Source organism: Burkholderia sp. BCC1985 (assembly GCF_905339915.1).
Classification (GTDB): Bacteria; Pseudomonadota; Gammaproteobacteria; order Burkholderiales; family Burkholderiaceae; genus Burkholderia.
On record NZ_CAJPGY010000012.1, the window covers coordinates 164,449 to 184,204 of the forward strand.

The 19,756-nt window shown below is 59.8% G+C and carries 33 protein-coding genes; all 33 read right to left on the reverse strand.

What is annotated here, in order from left to right:
• Positions 1-187: 187 nt before the first annotated feature.
• The gene (gene rplQ / locus U4Z31_RS15010; RefSeq protein ID WP_006477175.1) at positions 188-583 is read right to left on the reverse strand and encodes a 50S ribosomal protein L17; all 396 of its coding nucleotides are present in this window, start codon (positions 581-583) and stop codon (positions 188-190) included.
• Positions 584-719: 136 nt separating this feature from the next.
• Positions 720-1,697: a DNA-directed RNA polymerase subunit alpha gene (locus tag U4Z31_RS15015; protein WP_006477176.1), complete on the reverse strand. Its 978-nt coding sequence runs from the start codon at positions 1,695-1,697 to the stop codon at positions 720-722.
• A gap of 124 nt (positions 1,698-1,821) precedes the next feature.
• Positions 1,822-2,445 carry a 30S ribosomal protein S4 gene (gene rpsD, locus U4Z31_RS15020; protein WP_006477177.1) on the reverse strand — a complete coding sequence of 208 codons (624 nt, stop codon included), beginning with the start codon at positions 2,443-2,445 and terminating at the stop codon, positions 1,822-1,824.
• Positions 2,446-2,601: 156 nt separating this feature from the next.
• Complete coding sequence (gene rpsK / locus U4Z31_RS15025) at positions 2,602-3,003, reverse strand: 30S ribosomal protein S11 (RefSeq protein WP_004197937.1); 402 nt, start codon at positions 3,001-3,003, stop codon at positions 2,602-2,604.
• Between the two features lie 28 nt (positions 3,004-3,031).
• The gene (gene rpsM, locus U4Z31_RS15030) at positions 3,032-3,397 is read right to left on the reverse strand and encodes a 30S ribosomal protein S13 (protein WP_039323572.1); all 366 of its coding nucleotides are present in this window, start codon (positions 3,395-3,397) and stop codon (positions 3,032-3,034) included.
• A 38-nt stretch (positions 3,398-3,435) separates the two neighbouring features.
• The gene (gene rpmJ, locus U4Z31_RS15035) at positions 3,436-3,552 is read right to left on the reverse strand and encodes a 50S ribosomal protein L36 (protein ID WP_004199844.1); all 117 of its coding nucleotides are present in this window, start codon (positions 3,550-3,552) and stop codon (positions 3,436-3,438) included.
• A 20-nt stretch (positions 3,553-3,572) separates the two neighbouring features.
• Entirely contained in the window at positions 3,573-3,791 is a 219-nt protein-coding gene (infA, locus tag U4Z31_RS15040; protein ID WP_004521905.1) for a translation initiation factor IF-1, read from the reverse strand.
• 9 nt (positions 3,792-3,800) lie between these two features.
• A complete protein-coding gene (secY, locus tag U4Z31_RS15045; protein ID WP_006400642.1) occupies positions 3,801-5,150 on the reverse strand; it encodes a preprotein translocase subunit SecY in 1,350 nt (449 codons plus the stop codon).
• Between the two features lie 42 nt (positions 5,151-5,192).
• Positions 5,193-5,627 carry a 50S ribosomal protein L15 gene (gene rplO / locus U4Z31_RS15050; protein WP_006482880.1) on the reverse strand — a complete coding sequence of 145 codons (435 nt, stop codon included), beginning with the start codon at positions 5,625-5,627 and terminating at the stop codon, positions 5,193-5,195.
• A gap of 26 nt (positions 5,628-5,653) precedes the next feature.
• Positions 5,654-5,836: a 50S ribosomal protein L30 gene (gene rpmD / locus U4Z31_RS15055; RefSeq protein ID WP_006400644.1), complete on the reverse strand. Its 183-nt coding sequence runs from the start codon at positions 5,834-5,836 to the stop codon at positions 5,654-5,656.
• A 15-nt stretch (positions 5,837-5,851) separates the two neighbouring features.
• Positions 5,852-6,370, reverse strand: coding sequence for a 30S ribosomal protein S5 (gene rpsE / locus U4Z31_RS15060; RefSeq protein WP_006752931.1), 519 nt, complete (start codon positions 6,368-6,370; stop codon positions 5,852-5,854).
• A gap of 14 nt (positions 6,371-6,384) precedes the next feature.
• Positions 6,385-6,750, reverse strand: a complete 366-nt coding sequence (gene rplR, locus U4Z31_RS15065) for a 50S ribosomal protein L18 (RefSeq protein ID WP_006477183.1) — start codon at positions 6,748-6,750, stop codon at positions 6,385-6,387.
• Positions 6,751-6,762: 12 nt separating this feature from the next.
• Complete coding sequence (rplF, locus tag U4Z31_RS15070) at positions 6,763-7,293, reverse strand: 50S ribosomal protein L6 (RefSeq protein ID WP_006758786.1); 531 nt, start codon at positions 7,291-7,293, stop codon at positions 6,763-6,765.
• Between the two features lie 18 nt (positions 7,294-7,311).
• Positions 7,312-7,707, reverse strand: a complete 396-nt coding sequence (gene rpsH / locus U4Z31_RS15075) for a 30S ribosomal protein S8 (protein ID WP_006477185.1) — start codon at positions 7,705-7,707, stop codon at positions 7,312-7,314.
• A 14-nt stretch (positions 7,708-7,721) separates the two neighbouring features.
• Positions 7,722-8,027: a 30S ribosomal protein S14 gene (rpsN, locus tag U4Z31_RS15080; protein ID WP_006482884.1), complete on the reverse strand. Its 306-nt coding sequence runs from the start codon at positions 8,025-8,027 to the stop codon at positions 7,722-7,724.
• A 7-nt stretch (positions 8,028-8,034) separates the two neighbouring features.
• Positions 8,035-8,574: a 50S ribosomal protein L5 gene (gene rplE / locus U4Z31_RS15085; RefSeq protein WP_006477186.1), complete on the reverse strand. Its 540-nt coding sequence runs from the start codon at positions 8,572-8,574 to the stop codon at positions 8,035-8,037.
• A 16-nt stretch (positions 8,575-8,590) separates the two neighbouring features.
• Positions 8,591-8,899: a 50S ribosomal protein L24 gene (gene rplX, locus U4Z31_RS15090; RefSeq protein WP_006477187.1), complete on the reverse strand. Its 309-nt coding sequence runs from the start codon at positions 8,897-8,899 to the stop codon at positions 8,591-8,593.
• Positions 8,900-8,908: 9 nt separating this feature from the next.
• The gene (rplN, locus tag U4Z31_RS15095) at positions 8,909-9,277 is read right to left on the reverse strand and encodes a 50S ribosomal protein L14 (protein WP_006752929.1); all 369 of its coding nucleotides are present in this window, start codon (positions 9,275-9,277) and stop codon (positions 8,909-8,911) included.
• A 309-nt stretch (positions 9,278-9,586) separates the two neighbouring features.
• The gene (gene rpsQ / locus U4Z31_RS15100; RefSeq protein ID WP_006752928.1) at positions 9,587-9,859 is read right to left on the reverse strand and encodes a 30S ribosomal protein S17; all 273 of its coding nucleotides are present in this window, start codon (positions 9,857-9,859) and stop codon (positions 9,587-9,589) included.
• Positions 9,856-10,050 (reverse strand): 50S ribosomal protein L29, encoded by a 195-nt coding sequence (gene rpmC / locus U4Z31_RS15105; protein WP_006400652.1) that lies wholly within the window; start codon positions 10,048-10,050, stop codon positions 9,856-9,858. Before rpmC ends, rpsQ begins: the two co-directional genes overlap by 4 nt.
• 9 nt (positions 10,051-10,059) lie before the next feature.
• Positions 10,060-10,476, reverse strand: a complete 417-nt coding sequence (gene rplP / locus U4Z31_RS15110) for a 50S ribosomal protein L16 (RefSeq protein ID WP_006482873.1) — start codon at positions 10,474-10,476, stop codon at positions 10,060-10,062.
• A 2-nt stretch (positions 10,477-10,478) separates the two neighbouring features.
• On the reverse strand, positions 10,479-11,279 hold the full coding sequence (gene rpsC, locus U4Z31_RS15115) for a 30S ribosomal protein S3 (RefSeq protein ID WP_006482899.1): 801 nt from the start codon (positions 11,277-11,279) through the stop codon (positions 10,479-10,481).
• A gap of 11 nt (positions 11,280-11,290) precedes the next feature.
• On the reverse strand, positions 11,291-11,620 hold the full coding sequence (rplV, locus tag U4Z31_RS15120) for a 50S ribosomal protein L22 (protein WP_004199272.1): 330 nt from the start codon (positions 11,618-11,620) through the stop codon (positions 11,291-11,293).
• Positions 11,621-11,632: 12 nt separating this feature from the next.
• Entirely contained in the window at positions 11,633-11,908 is a 276-nt protein-coding gene (gene rpsS, locus U4Z31_RS15125) for a 30S ribosomal protein S19 (protein WP_004199273.1), read from the reverse strand.
• Positions 11,909-11,918: 10 nt separating this feature from the next.
• Positions 11,919-12,746: a 50S ribosomal protein L2 gene (gene rplB / locus U4Z31_RS15130; protein WP_006482900.1), complete on the reverse strand. Its 828-nt coding sequence runs from the start codon at positions 12,744-12,746 to the stop codon at positions 11,919-11,921.
• Between the two features lie 2 nt (positions 12,747-12,748).
• Positions 12,749-13,063, reverse strand: coding sequence for a 50S ribosomal protein L23 (gene rplW, locus U4Z31_RS15135; protein WP_004199275.1), 315 nt, complete (start codon positions 13,061-13,063; stop codon positions 12,749-12,751).
• On the reverse strand, positions 13,060-13,680 hold the full coding sequence (gene rplD / locus U4Z31_RS15140) for a 50S ribosomal protein L4 (RefSeq protein ID WP_006477192.1): 621 nt from the start codon (positions 13,678-13,680) through the stop codon (positions 13,060-13,062). The genes rplW and rplD overlap by 4 nt, the downstream gene beginning before the upstream one ends.
• On the reverse strand, positions 13,680-14,330 hold the full coding sequence (gene rplC / locus U4Z31_RS15145) for a 50S ribosomal protein L3 (protein ID WP_006752926.1): 651 nt from the start codon (positions 14,328-14,330) through the stop codon (positions 13,680-13,682). Before rplC ends, rplD begins: the two co-directional genes overlap by 1 nt.
• Positions 14,331-14,508: 178 nt before the next feature.
• A complete protein-coding gene (gene rpsJ / locus U4Z31_RS15150) occupies positions 14,509-14,820 on the reverse strand; it encodes a 30S ribosomal protein S10 (protein ID WP_004199280.1) in 312 nt (103 codons plus the stop codon).
• Between the two features lie 285 nt (positions 14,821-15,105).
• Positions 15,106-16,296 carry an elongation factor Tu gene (gene tuf, locus U4Z31_RS15155; RefSeq protein WP_011350666.1) on the reverse strand — a complete coding sequence of 397 codons (1,191 nt, stop codon included), beginning with the start codon at positions 16,294-16,296 and terminating at the stop codon, positions 15,106-15,108.
• A 41-nt stretch (positions 16,297-16,337) separates the two neighbouring features.
• A complete protein-coding gene (gene fusA / locus U4Z31_RS15160) occupies positions 16,338-18,440 on the reverse strand; it encodes an elongation factor G (protein WP_044849034.1) in 2,103 nt (700 codons plus the stop codon).
• A gap of 123 nt (positions 18,441-18,563) precedes the next feature.
• The gene (gene rpsG, locus U4Z31_RS15165; RefSeq protein WP_006477195.1) at positions 18,564-19,034 is read right to left on the reverse strand and encodes a 30S ribosomal protein S7; all 471 of its coding nucleotides are present in this window, start codon (positions 19,032-19,034) and stop codon (positions 18,564-18,566) included.
• A gap of 172 nt (positions 19,035-19,206) precedes the next feature.
• Positions 19,207-19,587 carry a 30S ribosomal protein S12 gene (gene rpsL, locus U4Z31_RS15170; protein WP_006400662.1) on the reverse strand — a complete coding sequence of 127 codons (381 nt, stop codon included), beginning with the start codon at positions 19,585-19,587 and terminating at the stop codon, positions 19,207-19,209.
• Positions 19,588-19,756 lie beyond the last annotated feature (169 nt).

Here is a 19,756-nt window from a genome sequence, read left to right on the forward strand (position 1 = left end):
CCTTTACCGGCTTCCGCCGCCACGAATCACCATCGAGGGCCCGCGCCGATAACTGCATATCGTAGCGCAGCCCGCGCGACGCTGCCGGCACCGGCCTGCGACAATCGATCGCAGCCGAGGCGCCGCCAAAAACAAAAAGGGCCAAGCAATTGCTCGGCCCTTTCGGATCCTGCTGCGTACCGGAAGCTTACTCGGCTTCTTGCACGTTTTCCGTTTCGTCGACTTCCGGACGATCGAGCAGCTCGACCAGTGCCATCGGTGCGTTGTCACCGACGCGGAAGCCGAACTTCAGCACGCGCAGGTAGCCGCCCGGACGGTTCGCGAAACGCGGACCGAGCACGTCGAACAGCTTCGCCACCGAGTCACGATCGCGCAGGCGGTTGAACGCCAGGCGACGGTTTGCCAGCGACGGCTTCTTGCCGAGCGTGATCAGCGGCTCGACGACTTTACGGAGTTCCTTCGCCTTCGGCAGCGTCGTCTTGATGACTTCGTGCTCGATCAGCGAGTTGGACATGTTACGGAGCATAGCCAGACGGTGGCTGCTCGTGCGGTTCAGTTTCCGCAGACCATGACGATGGCGCATTTCAGTTTCCTTGATTCAAAGTTTTGATCCAGCTCTTCTATCGCACCTCTGGGGTGCACGGGCCGGTAGAGAAAAAAGCAAGATGCGGATTTTAAAGGAAAATCCGCATCTTTGCCAACTACTGCTACAGCCGGGCTTACTTGTCGAGACCGGCCGGCGGCCAGTTTTCGAGCTTCATGCCCAGCGTGAGACCGCGCGAAGCGAGCACTTCCTTGATCTCGTTGAGCGACTTGCGACCGAGGTTCGGCGTCTTCAGCAGCTCGTTTTCCGTGCGCTGGATCAGGTCGCCGATGTAGTAGATGTTCTCGGCCTTCAGGCAGTTCGCCGAACGAACCGTCAGCTCGAGATCGTCCACCGGACGCAGCAGGATCGGATCGATCTGCGGTGCGCGCGACGGTGCCTCGGCAGCCGTTTCCGTGCCTTCCAGTGCCGCGAACACGGACAGCTGGTCGACCAGGATGCGGGCCGATTGACGGATCGCCTCTTCCGGGGTGATCACGCCGCTCGTCTCGATGTTCATCACGAGCTTGTCGAGGTCGGTACGCTGCTCGACACGTGCGCTTTCAACGGCGTAGCTCACGCGGCGAACCGGCGAGAACGATGCGTCGAGGACGATGCGGCCGATGATCTTGGCCGTGTCTTCGCCGTAGCGACGGACGTTGCCGGGCACATAGCCGCGACCCTTTTCGATCTTGATCTGAACGTCGAGCTTGCCGCCCTTCGACAGGTGTGCGATCACGTGATTCGGGTTGATGACTTCGCAATCGTGCGCCAGCTCGATATCGCCGGCCGTGACGACGCCTTCGCCTTCCTTGCGCAGGGTCACCGTCACTTCGTCACGGTTGTGCAGCTTGAACACCACACCCTTCAGGTTCAGCAGCAGGTTGACGACGTCCTCTTGCACGCCGTCAAGCGTCGAATACTCGTGCACCACGCCAGCGATCGTGACTTCGGTCGGCGCGTAGCCAACCATCGACGACAGCAGCACGCGGCGAAGCGCATTGCCCAAGGTGTGGCCGTAACCGCGTTCGAACGGTTCCATGACCACCCTCGCGTGGTTCTCGCCCAGCGATTCCACGGCGATGATCTTGGGTTTCAGCAAACTGGTTTGCATGGGCTTTCCTTTTCAATACCCTCGGCTCGTTACACCGATAAGGCTGACCGGTAACAACCAGAAAATAAACAGCCGAGGCCCCTCCTTGCATAACGCAATCGGGGTACCTCGGCCGTCAATCGGATTAACGCGAATACAATTCGACGATCAGGCTTTCGTTGATGTCGCCTGCGATTTCAGCGCGTTCCGGCATTTGCTTGAACGTGCCTTCGAACTTCTTCGCATCGACTGCAACCCAGCTCGGCATGCCGCCTTGCTCGGCCAGCGACAGCGCTTCGACGATACGCGCCTGCTTCTTCGCCTTTTCGCGGATCGCGACGACGTCACCCGCCTTCACTTGCTGCGACGGCACGTTCGCGACGACGCCGTTCACCGTGATCGACTTGTGGCTCACCAGCTGACGCGCTTCAGCGCGGGTCGAGCCGAAGCCCATGCGATACACGACGTTGTCGAGACGCGACTCGAGCAGTTGCAGCAGGTTTTCACCCGTGTTGCCCTTGCGGCGGTCGGCTTCAGCGAAGTAGCGGCGGAACTGACGCTCCAGGACGCCGTAAATACGCTTGACCTTCTGCTTTTCGCGCAGCTGCGTACCATAGTCGGACGTACGTGCGCCCGAGGTACGGCCGTGCTGACCCGGCTTGCTGTCGAGCTTGCACTTGTCGGCGAGCGAGCGGCGCGCGCTCTTCAGGAACAGGTCGGTGCCTTCACGGCGGGACAGCTTGGCCTTAGGGCCGATATAACGTGCCACTTTGCATTCCTTTATCAATCAGTCACGCGGACCGGAATCCGCGCTAGTTCGCGCCCTTTGGGGCGAACGGTGGGCTTAGTCAATCAAAAAAGCAACGCCCGTCGACGCTACGCGGCGACAGGCAAATGCGCCAGCACGAACGTGCCAGCAGCATTCTTAGATACGACGGCGCTTCGGCGGACGGCAGCCGTTGTGCGGAATCGGGGTGACGTCCGAAATCGCGGTGATCTTGATGCCGAGGCCATGCAGTGCACGCACTGCCGACTCACGACCCGGGCCCGGGCCCTTGATCCGCACTTCCAGATTCTTCACGCCATATTCCATCGCCACGCGACCGGCCGACTCAGCAGCAACCTGAGCAGCGAACGGCGTCGACTTGCGCGAGCCCTTGAAGCCCTGGCCGCCCGACGTCGCCCATGCCAGTGCATTGCCCTGGCGATCGGTGATCGTGATGATCGTGTTGTTGAACGACGCGTGAACGTGAACCACGCCTTCAGCGACGTTCTTCTTAACCTTCTTGCGAACGCGTTGCGCCGCGGTGTTCGAAGCCTTAGCCATTACGTTTTCCTGTAACTGTCAGTTCCGCTTACTTCTTCAGCGCTTGCGCTGCACGACGCGGACCCTTGCGGGTACGTGCGTTCGTACGCGTACGCTGACCGCGCATCGGCAGGCCCTTGCGATGACGAACGCCACGGTAGCAACCGAGGTCCATCAGGCGCTTGATGTTCATCGTCACTTCACGGCGCAGATCGCCTTCGACGATGAACTTGCCCACTTCTTCACGCAGCTTTTCGAGGTCTGCGTCGGTCAGGTCCTTGACCTTCTTCGAGAATTCCACGCCAGCTGCCGTGCAGATGCTGCGCGAGCGCGTGCGGCCGATACCGAAGATTGCCGTCAGGCCGATCTCGGTATGCTGGTGATTCGGGATGTTAACCCCTGCGATACGAGCCATTGTTTTTCCTCAAACAAAAAGCGCAAACAAACGCGCGGTCAGCCTTGGCGCTGCTTGTGGCGCGGATCCGAGCTGCAGATCACGCGAACGACGCCTTTGCGCTTGATGATCTTGCAATTGCGGCAAATGCGCTTAACCGATGCCATCACTTTCATGATAATACCCTTTTTTCAAATCACTTCGCCCGGAACACGATCCGCGCACGAGACAGATCGTAAGGCGTCAATTCAACCGTCACCTTGTCGCCCGGCAGGATGCGGATGTAGTGCATCCGCATCTTCCCGGAGATATGCCCCAACACGACATGGCCGTTTTCCAGCTTCACGCGGAAGGTCGCATTCGGGAGGTTTTCGATCACCTCACCTTGCATCTGGATTACATCGTCTTTGGCCATAGTCCTTGATTAACGCATTGGGATGTTGCCGCCCTTGAAGTTTGCCTTCTTGAGCAGCGACTCATACTGTTGCGACATAACGTACGACTGCACCTGCGCCATGAAGTCCATCGTGACGACGACAATGATCAGCAGCGACGTTCCACCAAAATAAAACGGCACGTTCCAGCGCAGCACCAGGAATTCCGGCAGCAGACACACGAAGACGATGTAGATCGCACCGGCCAGCGTCAGACGCGTGAGGATGCGGTCGATATATCGTGCGGTCTGGTCGCCCGGACGAATGCCCGGAACAAACGCGCCGCTCTTCTTCAGGTTGTCCGCGGTTTCCCTGCTGTTGAACACCAGTGCGGTGTAGAAGAAGCAGAAAAACACGATCGCCAGCGTGTACAGCAGCACATAGACCGGCTGGCCCGGCTTCAGCGCCTCCGCGACGTTATGCAACGTGTTGGAGATCCAGCTTCCCGACGGCTGACCCGTGCTGAACCAGCCGAGAATCGTGGCCGGGAACAGGATGATCGACGATGCGAAGATCGGCGGAATCACGCCCGACATGTTCAGCTTCAGCGGCAAGTGCGACGACTGGCCACCGTAGATCTTGTTGCCGACCTGGCGCTTCGCGTAGTTCACGAGGATCTTGCGCTGACCGCGTTCGATGAACACGACCAGGTAAGTCACCGCGGCGATCAGAACGACGATGATGATCGCCGAAATGATGCTCATCGAACCCGTACGCACCAGCTCGAACAGCCCACCGACGGCATTCGGGAACCCTGCTGCGATCCCGCCGAAGATGATGATCGAGATGCCGTTGCCCAGACCACGCTCGGTGATCTGCTCACCCAGCCACATCAGGAACATCGTGCCGGTAACCAGCGTCACGACCGTCGTCAGCCGGAACAGCATGCCGGGGTCGATCACGAGGCCCGGCTGGTTTTCCAGCGCAGCCGCGATACCGAACGCCTGGAAGGTCGCGAGCACCACGGTGAAATACCGCGTGTACTGCGTGATCTTCCGTTGCCCTGCCTGCCCTTCCTTCTTCAGCGCCTCGAGTTGCGGCGAGACGATCGCCAGCAACTGCATGATGATCGACGCCGAGATGTACGGCATGATCCCCAGCGCAAAGATCGTGAAGCGGGAAAGCGCGCCACCCGAGAACATGTTGAACATGCCCAGGATGCCGCCCGCCTGGCTCTGGAACAGCTTCGCCAGTTGATCCGGATCGATGCCCGGCACGGGGATGTGCGCGCCGATGCGATAGACGATCAGCGCCAGGAGCAGGAACATCGCTCGCCGACGCAGATCGCCGAATTTCGCCGTGCTTCGACCGGGTTTTGCAAGACTCGGGCTGTTAGCCAAGTACCTTCTCCGATGAATGCAAGTAACGACGCGCTACGCGTGTCACTCGGCGAACGAACCGCCAGCCGCTTCGATCGCAGCGCGCGCACCCTTGGTGGCGCCGAGACCCTTCACGACGATCTTGCGCTTCAGTTCGCCCGTCGCGATGATCTTTGCGCTCTTCGTCAGCTCGCCGACCAGGCCGGCTTGCTTCAGTGCGAGCAGATCGATTTCATCGACCGGCAGCTTCTCGAGGTCGCCCAGGCGCACTTCACCGACGAATTCCTTCGTCAGCGACGTGAAGCCGCGCTTCGGCAGACGACGTTGCAGCGGCATCTGACCGCCTTCGAAACCGACTTTGTGGAAGCCGCCCGAACGCGATTTCTGACCCTTGTGACCACGGCCAGCCGTCTTGCCGAGGCCCGAACCGATGCCGCGGCCGACACGACGCTTGGCGTGCTTTGCACCAGCGGCCGGCTTCAGGTTATTCAATTCCATATCAACTCCTTGATCCGTAGGGCCGCTTACGCGATGACCTTAACGAGGTACGAGACCTTGTTGATCATGCCGCGGACCGCCGGCGTATCCTGCAGCTCGCTAACCGAGTTGAGTCGGCGCAGGCCCAGGCCACGCACGGTCGCACGGTGCGATTCGCGGGTCCCGATCAGGCTCTTGACGAGCTGAACCTTGACAGTTTTTTCAGACATGGTGACCACCCGGGCTTAGCCCAAAATATCTTCGACGGACTTGCCGCGCTTCGCCGCGATGTCTGCCGGGGTCGACTGCTTGCGCAGACCGTCCAGCGTGGCGCGAACGAGGTTGTACGGGTTCGTCGAACCGTGGCTCTTCGCCACGACGTTCTGAACGCCCATCACGTCGAACACTGCGCGCATCGGGCCGCCGGCGATCACGCCCGTACCTGCCTTCGCCGGAGCGAGGAGGACAGCGGATGCGCCATGCTTGCCGTGCACTTCGTGCTGCAGCGTGCCGTTCTTGAGCGGCACCTTGAACATGTTGCGGCGAGCTTGTTCCATTGCCTTCTGGACAGCGACCGGCACTTCCTTCGCCTTGCCCTTGCCCATACCGATGCGGCCATCGCCGTCGCCAACCACGGTCAGTGCGGCGAAGCCGAGAATACGGCCACCCTTCACGACCTTGGTCACGCGATTGACCGAAATCATCTTTTCGCGAAGGCCGTCGTCGCGCTCGTCAGCCTGAACTTTCGCTTGCATCTTTGCCATGACGAATTCCTTCCTTAGAACTTGAGCCCAGCTTCGCGAGCTGCCTCAGCCAGCGCCTTGACGCGGCCGTGGTAGCGGAAGCCCGAGCGGTCGAAGGCGACGGATTCGATGCCGGCAGCCTTTGCCTTCTCGGCAATACGCTTGCCGATCAGCGTCGCGGCATTAACGTTGCCGCCCTTGCCCGACTTGTCGGCCAGTTCAGCGCGCACTTCTGCCTCGAGCGTCGACGCGCTGGCGAGCACCTTGGTGCCGCAGGGCGAGAACACTTGAGCGTAGATGTGCGTGTTCGTGCGATGCACGGCGAGACGCGCGACCTGCAGCTCAGCGATCTTGATACGCGTCTGGCGAGCGCGGCGCAGGCGAGATTGAGTCTTATCCATGATTGCGCACCCTTACTTCTTCTTCGTTTCTTTGAGGATCACAACCTCGTCGGAATAGCGCACGCCCTTGCCCTTGTACGGCTCCGGCGGACGGTAACCGCGGACTTCCGCAGCCACTTGACCGACTTGTTGCTTGTTGATCCCCTTGATCACGATTTCGGTTTGCGTCGGGGTTTCAGCCTTGACGCCTTCCGGCATCTGGTGCACCACCGGGTGCGAGAAACCCAGCGACAGGTTCAGCTTGTCGCCTTGCGCTTGCGCACGATAACCGACGCCAACCAGCGTCAGCTTGCGCTCGAAACCCTTGGTCACGCCGTGCACGGCATTCGCGATGATCGCGCGCATCGTGCCCGACAGTGCGTTTGCTTCGCGGCTTTCGTCGACCGGCGACAGATTCAGCGTGCCGTCGTTGTTCGCCACGTTCACGAGCGGATTGATCGCTTGCGTGATGGTGCCCAGCGGGCCCTTGACGGTGATCGCACCGTCAGCCAGCTTGACTTCCGCGCCTTGCAGCGCGATCGGGCTCTTACCTACTCGAGACATGTTTCTCTCTCCTCGGCTTTAAGCAACGTAGCAGATGACTTCGCCGCCGACGCCGGTAGCGCGCGCCTTGCGGTCGGTCATCACGCCCTTCGGCGTCGACACGATTGCCACACCCAGGCCGTTCATGACCTGCGGAATGTCGTTACGGCCGCGGTACACGCGCAGACCAGGCTTCGACACGCGCTCGAGGCGTTCGATGACCGGGCGACCTGCGTAGTACTTCAGCGCGATATTCAGTTCGGACTTCGCACCTTCCGCCTTGACGGCGAAATCGTCGATATAACCTTCGTCCTTCAGGACTTGCGCGATTGCAACCTTGACCTTCGACGAGGGCATCGCAACCGATACCTTCTCGACCATCTGCGCGTTGCGGATGCGAGTCAGCATATCGGCGATAGGATCACTCATGCTCATTTACGTTTCTCCTATTACCAGCTCGCCTTGGTCAGGCCAGGAATCTCGCCACGGAATGCGATTTCACGAATCTTGTTACGCGCGAGGCCGAATTTACGGAACGTGCCACGCGGACGGCCCGTGATCGCGCAGCGGTTACGCTGGCGGGTCGGGTTTGCGTTGCGGGGCAGTTGCTGCAGCTCAAGGCGTGCTTCGTAGCGCTCTTCTTCCGACTTGCTTTGGTCTTCGACGATCGCCTTCAGCGCTTCGCGCTTTGCTGCGAACTTCGCGACCAGGCGGGCGCGCTTCTTTTCACGTTCGATCAGTGCCAGTTTAGCCACGGTAACCTCAGTTTCTGAACGGGAACTTGAAGCTGGCGAGCAGAGCCTTTGCTTCGTCGTCGGTCTTCGCAGTCGTCGTGATGCTGATGTTCAGCCCACGCAGTGCGTCGATCTTGTCGTAGTCGATTTCGGGGAAAATGATCTGCTCTTTCACACCGATGTTGTAGTTGCCGCGGCCATCGAAGGCACGACCCGACACACCGCGGAAGTCACGCACGCGGGGCAGGGCAACGGTCACGAAACGGTCGAGGAATTCGTACATCGCTTGGCCACGCAGCGTCACCATCGCGCCGATCGGGTAACCCTGGCGGATCTTGAAGCCTGCGATTGCCTTGCGCGCCTTCGTGACGACCGGCTTCTGACCAGCGATCTTCGTGAGGTCGCCAACGGCGTTCTCGATGATCTTCTTGTCAGCGATCGCTTCGCCAAGACCCATGTTCAGCGTGATCTTGGTGATGCGCGGCACTTCCATGACCGACTTGTAACCGAACTTCTCGATCAGGCCGGGCACAACCTTTTCTTTGTAAAACTCTTGAAAACGAGCCATTTTTTACTCCGCTGCGTCAGGCGCTCAGTACGGCACCGGTCGTCTTCAGGAAGCGAACCTTCTTGCCTTCCTCGACCTTGATGCCAACACGCGACGCCTTGCCATTCGCGTCGACCAGTGCGACGTTCGAAATATGCAGGGGCATCGTCTTCGCTTCCACGCCGCCCGTCGTACCCTTCATCGGGTTCGGCTTCACATGCTTCTTGACGAGGTTGATACCTTCAACCGTCACATGTTCTGCACCGACAGCCAGCACGACGCCGCGCTTGCCCTTGTCTTTGCCAGTGACGACGATGACTTCGTCACCTTTGCGAATCTTGTTCATCGCGACTCCTTACAGCACTTCCGGCGCCAGCGAAACGATCTTCATGAATCGTTCGCTACGCAGCTCACGCGTCACCGGCCCGAAGATACGGGTGCCGATCGGCTCAAGCTTGTTATTCAAAAGCACAGCGGCGTTGCCGTCGAACTTGATCAGCGAGCCGTCTTGACGGCGAACACCCTTGGCGGTGCGGACCACCACGGCGTTGTAGATTTCGCCTTTCTTCACGCGCCCGCGCGGCGTTGCTTCTTTGACGGTCACCTTGATGATGTCGCCAATGCCGGCATAACGACGCTTCGAGCCGCCGAGCACCTTGATGCACATGACTTCACGTGCACCCGTGTTGTCGGCTACTTCGAGCCGAGATTCGGTCTGGATCATGGTTTGTCTTTCCCAACTTAATCCGATTGCACCACCATGATGCATTCGGTCAGTCTTGGTCCCGTCAGCCAATCGGCTGCTTGGGTTGGAACAGCAGCGACGGCAAACGAAACCCGCCATCGCAATTCGGTGAATCTTTCGGACAGGCTGGCGCCAGTCCGCTTCCCCCACCAACTTCGCCCGCGACGGGGCTCCCATAAAGAGGGAAGACCAGGATTATAACAAATAACCCTGGTCACGCAAGCAAAAACTTTGCGATTTCAAGCACTTCGTGGCGAAGTGCTTGTTACTGCCTACTGCTCTGCCCGCTTAGATGACGCGAGCTGCTTCGACGAGGCGCGACACCGTCCAGGCCTTCGTCTTCGAAACAGGACGAGTTTCCTGGATTTCGACGAGATCGCCTTCGTTGCAGGTGTTCGCTTCATCATGCGCGTGGTACTTCTTCGAGCGCACGACATACTTGCCGTAGATCGGGTGCTTGACGCGGTGCTCGATCAGCACGGTGACGGTCTTGTCCATCTTGTTGCTGACGACCCGACCGACCAGCGTCCGCTTCAGCGAGGTTTTCACGCTATCGTTCATTTCTGGTTCGCCTTCTGAGTCATGACGGTCCGCACACGTGCGATGTCGCGACGAACCTTCTTCAGCTGGCTCGTGTTCGTGAGCTGCTGGGTCGCGAGTTGCATGCGCAGGCCGAATTGCGCCTTCAGCAGGTCCGCCAGCTCCTTGTTGAGCGCGGCCTGGTCTTTCTGGAGAAGTTCGGAAGCCTTCATGTTTTCTCCTTAGGCGCCGAGCTGGCGCACGATGAATGCCGTCTTCAGCGGCAGCTTGGCTGCAGCCAGACGGAACGCTTCGCGTGCCAGTTCTTCGGTTACGCCGTCCATTTCATAGAGCATCTTGCCCGGCTGGATCTCGGCGACGTAGTACTCCGGGTTACCCTTACCGTTACCCATACGCACTTCTGCCGGCTTTTGCGAAATCGGCTTGTCCGGGAAGATCCGGATCCAGATGCGGCCGCCACGCTTGATGTGACGCGTCATTGCACGACGCGCCGCTTCAATCTGACGTGCGGTCAAACGACCGCGACCGATCGCCTTCAGGCCGAATTCACCGAACGACACTGCGTTGCCGCGCGTCGCCTTGCCGGTGTTACGACCCTTCTGCTCTTTGCGATACTTCCTGCGTTTCGGTTGCAGCATCGTTATTCTCCAGTCTTGCCGTCTTCCGGCTTGCCGGCGCCACGGCGCGGTGCGCCACGACGAGCACCCGGAGCGCCGCCTTCGCCGTCACGGCGCGGACGACGGTCGCCCGGACGCGCATTGCGACGCGGACGCTTGTCTTCGGCTACTTCTTCAACCACCGGCGCGTCATTGCGGCCGAGCGTGTCGCCCTTGTACACCCACACCTTGACGCCGATGATCCCGTAGGTCGTCTTCGCTTCCGAAGTCGCGTAGTCGATGTCGGCACGCAGCGTGTGAAGGGGCACGCGACCTTCGCGATACCACTCCGTACGAGCGATTTCGATACCGTTCAGACGGCCTGCGCTCATGATCTTGATGCCTTGGGCACCCAGACGCATCGCGTTCTGCATCGCACGCTTCATCGCGCGACGGAACATGATCCGGCGCTCGAGCTGTTGCGTGATCGAGTCAGCGATCAGTTGCGCATCGGTTTCCGGCTTGCGGATCTCTTCGATGTTGACGTGAACCGGCACGCCCATGCGGCGTTGCAGTTCCGTCTTCAGCTGTTCGATATCCTCGCCCTTCTTGCCGATGACGACGCCCGGACGCGAGCTGTAAATCGTGATGCGCGCGTTCTTCGCCGGACGCTCGATGACGACCCGACCGACCGAAGCGTTCTTCAGCTTCTTCTTCAGGTATTCACGAACACCGATGTCTTCCTGCAGCATCGCCGCGAAATTGTTGTTGTTCGCGTACCAACGCGAAGCCCAATTGCGGCTGACAGCCAGGCGGAAGCCAGTCGGATGAATTTTCTGTCCCATCGTATGGCTCCTTAATTCCCGACCGTCACAGTGATGTGACAGGATTGCTTCTCGATGCGGTTACCGCGGCCCTTGGCGCGCGCGGTGAAACGCTTGAGCGATGCAGCCTTGTCGACGTAGATGCTCTTGATCTTGAGCTCGTCGATATCAGCGCCTTCGTTGTGCTCCGCATTCGCGATTGCCGACAGCACAACCTTCTTCACGATGCCAGCCGCCTTCTTCGGCGAGAACGTCAGAACGTTCAGCGCCTTGTCGACCGGCAAACCGCGGATCTGGTCAGCCACAAGGCGCGTTTTTTGCGCCGAGATGCGGGCACCGCGATGAATTGCTTTCACTTCCATCTTGATTGCCCCTTATTTCTTGGCCTTCTTGTCGGCCGCGTGACCCTTGAACGTACGGGTCAGTGCGAACTCGCCAAGCTTGTGGCCGACCATGTTTTCCGAGATGTACACCGGAACGTGTTGACGGCCGTTGTGAACAGCGATCGTCAGGCCGATGAAATCCGGCAGAATCGTCGAGCGACGCGACCAGGTCTTGATCGGCTTTTTGTCGCGCGAAGCTGCAGCCGCCTCAACTTTCTTCAGCAAATGGGCGTCGCAGAACGGACCTTTTTTTACAGAACGTGCCATTGCCTACTCCTTAACGCTTGTGACGGCGCTGGACGATCATCGTCGTCGTGCGCTTGTTGCTGCGGGTACGGTAACCCTTAGCCGGCGTACCCCACGGGCTCACCGGGTCACGACCTGCAGCCGTCTTGCCCTCACCACCACCGTGCGGGTGATCAACCGGGTTCATCGCAACGCCACGCACCGTCGGGCGGATACCGCGCCAGCGGTTCGCGCCAGCCTTGCCGATCTGGCGCAGGCTATGCTCTTCGTTGCCGACTTCACCGATCGTTGCACGGCACTCGATGTGCACGCGGCGGATTTCGCCCGAACGCAGACGAACCTGCGCGTAGACGCCTTCACGTGCCAGCAGCATGGCCGACGTGCCAGCCGAACGCGCCATTTGCGCGCCCTTGCCCGGCAGCATCTCGATGCAGTGGATCGTCGTACCGACCGGAATGTTGCGGATCGGCAGCGTGTTGCCTGCACGGATCGGCGCTTCCGAACCCGACATCAGCTGTTGGCCGACCGTCAGGCCCTTCGGGGCGATGATGTAGCGACGCTCGCCGTCTGCGTAGAGCACCAGCGCGATGTTCGCGCTACGGTTCGGGTCGTACTCGAGACGTTCGACCTTTGCCGGGATGCCATCCTTCGTGCGACGGAAATCGACGATACGGTAGTGCTGCTTGTGACCACCACCCTTGTGACGCGTGGTGATACGACCGTTGTTGTTACGGCCGGCGGTCGAGCTCTGCGAGTCGAGCAGTGCCGCGAACGGCTTGCCCTGGTGCAGGTTCTTGTTGACCACCTTGACCATCGCGCGGCGACCCGGCGATGTCGGCTTAACTTTAACGATTGCCATGATTACTTGGCCTCCGCTTCAAAGTTGATTTCCTGGCCGGGCTTCAGGCAAACGTACGCCTTCTTCACGTCCTTGCGGCGGCCCATCGAACGGCCGAAGCGCTTTTGCTTGCCCTTCTGAACCAGCACGTTGACCGAATCAACTTCAACCTTGAACAGCAGCTCGACAGCCGCCTTCACTTCCTGCTTCGTGGCATCCGGTGCGACTTCGAACACGACTTGCTCGTTCTTGTCGGCAACCAGCGTCGCCTTTTCCGAGATCACCGGTGCGAGCAGGACCTGCATCAAACGATGATCGTTCTTGCGAATCTCGCTCATGACAGCAACTCCTCGATCTGGGCGACCGCAGCCTTCGTGACCAGCACTTTCTTGAAGTAGATCAGCGACAGCGGGTCTGCGTAGCGCGGCTCGACAATCGCCACGTGCGGCAGGTTGCGCGAAGCCAGGTACAGGTTCTCGTCGACCGTGTCCGTGATGATCAGAACGGAGTCGAGACCCATGGTCTTGAATTTGTCAGCCAGCAGCTTGGTCTTCGGCGCTTCGAGGATGATGTCCTCGACGACCGACAGACGGCCTTCGCGGGCCAGCTGCGAGAAGATCGAGCAGAGACCTGCGCGATGCATCTTCTTGTTGACCTTGTGCGAGAAGTTCTCTTCCGGCGAGTTCGGGAAGATGCGACCACCGCCACGCCACAACGGGCTCGACGACATACCGGCACGAGCGCGGCCCGTACCCTTCTGACGCCACGGCTTCTTGGTGGTGTGCTTGACTTGCTCACGGTCCTTCTGTGCGCGGTTACCCTGGCGAGCATTCGCCTGGTACGCGACGACGACCTGGTGGATCAGCGCTTCGTTGTAGTCACGACCGAACACGACGTCCGACGCGTTGACCACTGCACCTTCCTGACCATTTTCGTTCAGGAGCTTGAGTTCCATTATTTCGCCCCCTTGGTCTTGACGGCCGGCGTCACGAAAACCTTGCCGCCCTTCGCGCCCGGAATCGCGCCCTTGACGAGCAGCAGCTTGCGCTCTGCGTCGATACGAGCGATTTCGAGGTTCTGCACCGTCACCGTAACGTCACCGAGGTGACCCGTCATGCGCTTACCCGGGAAAACGCGACCCGGATCCTGCGCCATACCGATCGAGCCCGGCACGTTGTGCGAGCGCGAGTTACCGTGGGTAGCACGGCCGGAGGAGAAGTTGTAACGCTTGATCGTACCGGCGTAGCCCTTACCGATCGACACGCCTTGCACGTCGACCTTCTGGCCCACTTCGAAAAGATCAGCACCGACCACGGCGCCATTCGACAGCTCAGCTGCCTTGGCCGCGTCAATGCGGAATTCCTTGAGGATTTCACCGGCTTCGACACCGGCTTTGGCGAGATGACCTGCCAGCGGCTTCGTCACGCGCGATGCGCGGCGGGAGCCGAATGCAACCTGCACGGCCGTGTAGCCGTCGGTTTCAACAGTCTTGATCTGCGTCACGCGGTTGTCCGACACGTCCAGCACGGTGACGGGAATCGAATCCCCTTCAGCCGTGAAGATACGGGTCATGCCAACCTTGCGACCTACGAGTCCAAGGCTCATCATTTTCTCCATTCCCGACTGCGATTGGTCGGGGCTGATTTACAAAATGCCGGGCACGCAAGGCCCAACTTTTTTTCGCGAATACACGAAAAGCCAAGCAGTATAGCCCGACTTCTCGATTTCCGCAAGCAATACAAAGACTTAGCACCACCCGGCAAGCCGGTTGGCGCCGAAAGCCTTACTGCAGCTTGATTTCCACGTCGACGCCAGCCGGCAGGTCGAGCTTCATCAGCGCGTCAACCGTCTTGTCGGTCGGATCGACGATGTCCATCAGGCGCTGGTGGGTACGGATTTCGAGCTGATCGCGCGACGTCTTGTTGACGTGCGGCGAACGCAGGATGTCAAAACGCTGAATGCGCGTCGGCAGCGGCACCGGGCCACGGACGATTGCGCCAGTCCGCTTCGCGGTATCGACGATCTCGGCAGCCGATTGATCGATCAGACGATAGTCGAATGCCTTCAGGCGAATGCGGATTTTCTGTTGCTGCATGACGATTCCTTGAAAAGAGCGAGGCGATGTTGCATCGCCGGACACTAAAAGAACGCGAACCCTGTTGCCTGCGGGGAGCGAAGCGCCAGGTTCCGAACGGTACTTCCACTGCTAAGCCCGCGATTCTACACGAAAATTCGGAACGGTGGTGCGCGTTTGTCAATGGACCCATGTGCACACCACAAAGAAAAACCGGGTGCCAGATCAAACTGGACACCCGGTTTCGACGGTACGACTGCCTACCGTGGAATCGCGGACCCCGGAGGGATCCGCGGATCGTCGATATTACTCGATGATCTTGGCGACGACGCCGGCGCCGACGGTACGGCCGCCTTCGCGGATTGCGAAGCGCAGACCTTCTTCCATCGCGATCGGAGCGATCAGCTTCACCGTGATCGACACGTTGTCGCCCGGCATCACCATTTCCTTGTCCTTCGGCAGCTCGATCGAGCCCGTCACGTCCGTCGTACGGAAGTAGAACTGCGGACGGTAGTTGTTGAAGAACGGCGTGTGACGGCCGCCTTCGTCCTTGCTCAGCACGTACACTTCAGCCGTGAAGTGCGTGTGCGGCGTGATCGAACCCGGCTTCGCCAGAACCTGGCCACGCTCCACGTCTTCACGCTTCGTGCCGCGCAGCAGGATACCGACGTTGTCGCCTGCCTGACCTTGGTCCAGCAGCTTGCGGAACATTTCAACGCCCGTGCAGGTCGTCTTCACCGTCGGCTTGATACCGACGATTTCGATTTCTTCGCCGACCTTCACGATGCCGCGCTCGACACGACCCGTCACCACCGTACCACGGCCCGAGATCGAGAACACGTCTTCCACCGGCATCAGGAACGCGCCGTCAACTGCACGCTCCGGCGTCGGGATGTACGTGTCCAGCGCGTCGGCCAGGCTCATGATCGCCACTTCGCCCAGCTCGCCCGTGTCGCCTTCCAGCGCCAGCTTGGCCGAACCCTTCACGATCGGCGTGTCGTCGCCCGGGAAGTCGTACTTCGACAGGAGTTCGCGAACTTCCATCTCGACCAGCTCGAGCAGTTCAGCGTCGTCCACCATGTCGCACTTGTTCAGGAACACGATGATGTACGGAACGCCAACCTGACGTGCCAGCAGGATGTGCTCACGCGTCTGCGGCATCGGGCCGTCTGCTGCCGAGCAAACCAGGATCGCGCCGTCCATCTGTGCCGCGCCCGTGATCATGTTCTTCACATAGTCAGCGTGGCCCGGGCAGTCGACGTGTGCGTAGTGGCGGTTAGCCGTTTCGTACTCGACGTGTGCCGTGTTGATCGTGATGCCGCGCGCCTTTTCTTCCGGTGCCGCGTCGATCTGGTCGTAAGCCTTCGCTTCGCCGCCGAACTTCTTCGTCAGCACCGTCGTGATCGCTGCCGTCAGCGTCGTCTTGCCGTGGTCAACGTGACCAATCGTACCAACGTTGACGTGCGGCTTGGTCCGCTCAAATTTACCTTTTGCCATGATTCTCTTCTTTCAAAAAATATCGGTTGGTAGCTGCAGATTTACTTCGACTTCGCGCTGATGATCGCTTCAGCAACGTTGCGCGGAGCTTCAGCGTAGTGCTTGAACTCCATCGTGTACGTTGCACGACCTTGCGTCAGCGAACGCAGCGACGTCGAGTAACCAAACATTTCCGACAGCGGCACTTCGGCGCGAACGATCTTGCCGCCGCCAACCATGTCTTCCATGCCCTGGACGATACCGCGACGGCCCGACAGGTCGCCCATCACGTTGCCCATGTAGTCTTCCGGCGTCTCGACTTCGACAGCCATCATCGGCTCGAGGACGACCGGGTTCGCCTTGCGCATCGCTTCCTTGAACGCCATCGAACCGGCCATGCGGAACGCGTTTTCGTTCGAGTCAACGTCGTGGTACGAACCGAACGTCAGGTGAACCTTCACGTCGACGACCGGGAAGCCAGCCAGCACGCCCGACTTCAGCGTGTCCTGGATACCCTTGTCGACCGCCGGGATGTATTCACGCGGAATCACACCACCCTTGATCTCGTCGAAGAACTCGTAGCCCTTGCCTTGTTCGTTCGGCTCGAGCGTGATGACCGCGTGACCGTACTGGCCGCGACCACCCGACTGCTTGACGAACTTGCCGTCGACATCCTTCGCCGTCGAACGGATCGTTTCGCGGTATGCAACCTGCGGCTTGCCGACGGTCGCTTCCACGCCGAATTCACGCTTCATCCGGTCGACCAGAATTTCGAGGTGGAGCTCGCCCATGCCCGAAATGATGGTCTGGCCCGACTCTTCGTCGGTCTGCACGCGGAACGACGGATCTTCCTGCGCCAGACGGTTCAGCGCGAGGCCCATCTTTTCCTGGTCAGCCTTGGTCTTCGGCTCGACAGCCTGCGAAATCACCGGCTCCGGGAACACCATGCGTTCGAGAACGATCGGGTTCGCCGGGTCGCACAGCGTGTCGCCCGTGGTCGCTTCCTTCAGGCCGACCGCAGCAGCGATGTCGCCTGCACGGACTTCCTTGATTTCTTCACGCTGGTTCGCGTGCATCTGCAGAATCCGGCCGAGGCGTTCCTTCTTGCCCTTGGTCGAGTTCAGCAGCGTGTCGCCCGAATTGACGACGCCCGAGTACACACGGAAGAAGATCAGCTGGCCGACGAACGGGTCGGTCATGATCTTGAACGCGAGCGACGAGAACTTCTCTTCGTCCGACGCCTTGCGCTCTGCTTCTTCACCGTTTTCGAGCTCGCCCTTGACCGGCGGGATGTCGACCGGCGACGGCAGGAAGTCGATCACGGCGTCGAGCATACGCTGCACGCCCTTGTTCTTGAACGCGGTACCGCACAGCATCGGCTGGATTTCGCACGCGATCGTACGGTCGCGCAGCGCCTTGACGATGTCGGCTTCCGGCAGATCGCCTTCTTCCAGGTACTTGTTCATCAGGTCTTCGCTGGCTTCAGCAGCCACTTCGACCATCTTTTCGCGCCATTCCTTGCAGGTCTCGGCGAGCTCGGCCGGGATGTCGACGTAGTCGAACTTCGTGCCTTGCGACGCTTCGTCCCAAATGATCGCCTTCATCTTGATCAGGTCGACCACGCCCTTGAAGTTTTCTTCCGAGCCGATCGGCACCACGACCGGAACCGGGTTCGCCTTCAGGCGCAGACGGAGCTGGTCGTAGACCTTGAAGAAGTTCGCGCCGGTACGGTCCATCTTGTTGACGAACGCGAGACGGGGCACCTTGTACTTGTTAGCCTGGCGCCACACCGTTTCCGACTGCGGCTGCACGCCGCCCACTGCGCAGTACACCATGCACGCGCCGTCGAGCACGCGCATCGAACGCTCCACTTCGATCGTGAAGTCGACGTGGCCCGGGGTGTCGATGATGTTGATGCGGTGTTCCGGATAGTTGCCGCCCATGCCCTTCCAGAAGGCCGTGGTAGCAGCGGACGTGATCGTGATGCCACGCTCTTGTTCCTGCTCCATCCAGTCCATCGTTGCTGCGCCGTCGTGGACTTCACCGATCTTGTGGTTCACACCGGTGTAAAACAGAATGCGCTCGGTCGTCGTCGTTTTGCCGGCGTCGATGTGAGCGCTAATACCGATATTGCGGTAGCGCTCGATAGGAGTCTTGCGAGCCACTTTGATCCTCTACTGGGATGACATGATGCAGCCCAGCTGCATCATGCTTCAACACAAACGGGCGAGGCGCCTGAAAAGCGCACCCGCCCGGAATTTATTTCCGCAAACAGCCCAGCCAGGCGCTTAGAAACGGAAATGCGAGAACGCGCGGTTGGCTTCTGCCATGCGGTGAACTTCATCGCGCTTCTTCATCGCGCCGCCACGGCCTTCGGCCGCTTCGGAGAGTTCACCTGCCAGGCGCAGAGCCATCGACTTCTCGCTGCGCTTCTTCGCAGCCTCACGCAGCCAGCGCATCGCCAATGCCATACGACGCGACGGGCGCACTTCGACCGGAACTTGATAGTTGGCACCACCAACGCGGCGGCTCTTCACTTCGACCACCGGCTTCACGTTGTTGAGCGCAACCGTGAACACTTCCAGCGGGTCCTTGCCACCCTTGGTCTGGATTTGTTCGAATGCGCCATAAACGATGCGCTCTGCAACCGACTTCTTGCCGGACAGCATCAGCATGTTCATGAACTTGGCAACATCAACGTTGCCGAACTTCGGATCCGGCAACACTTCCCGCTTGGGGACTTCGCGACGACGCGGCATGATTCTTCCTTTACTTGTTCAGTTGGAGCTGGTTCCAGCTCCGCGGCCACCAACAAACCCGATCACATCTTCACGACTAACCAGCTTGGCCGGGTGACCACTTACTCGACAGCACCGGCAATCCGGCACTCCCGCCTTGACCGCCCTGCGGCGATCCCTGATCAAAAACTGCTTACTTGGCAGCCTTTGCACGCTTCGCGCCGTACTTCGAGCGCGCTTGCTTACGGTCCTTGACGCCCTGGGTATCCAGCGAGCCGCGAACCATGTGGTAACGCACACCCGGCAAGTCCTTCACACGGCCGCCGCGGATCAGCACAACCGAGTGTTCCTGCAGGTTGTGGCCTTCACCGCCGATGTACGAAATCACTTCGAAGCCGTTCGTCAGACGAACCTTGGCGACCTTACGGAGTGCCGAGTTCGGCTTCTTCGGCGTCGTCGTGTACACACGGGTGCACACGCCGCGACGCTGGGGGCAGTCCTGCAGGGCCGGGCTCTTGCTCTTCGTCGTTTCCGACTGACGGCCTTTGCGAACCAGTTGGTTGATGGTTGGCATTGTTTATTCCTGAAATTGAACAAAATCTGCGCATCGATTTCGGGCAAAGCGAGAATCGACGCACAGTTGACTTCCGAACCGGCGAATCGGGTGCGAGCTTTCGAACGCGACACGGCCCACCGAATACCGGAACCCAGCATGATATTCCGGAAATGCCAACTAAGTCAAC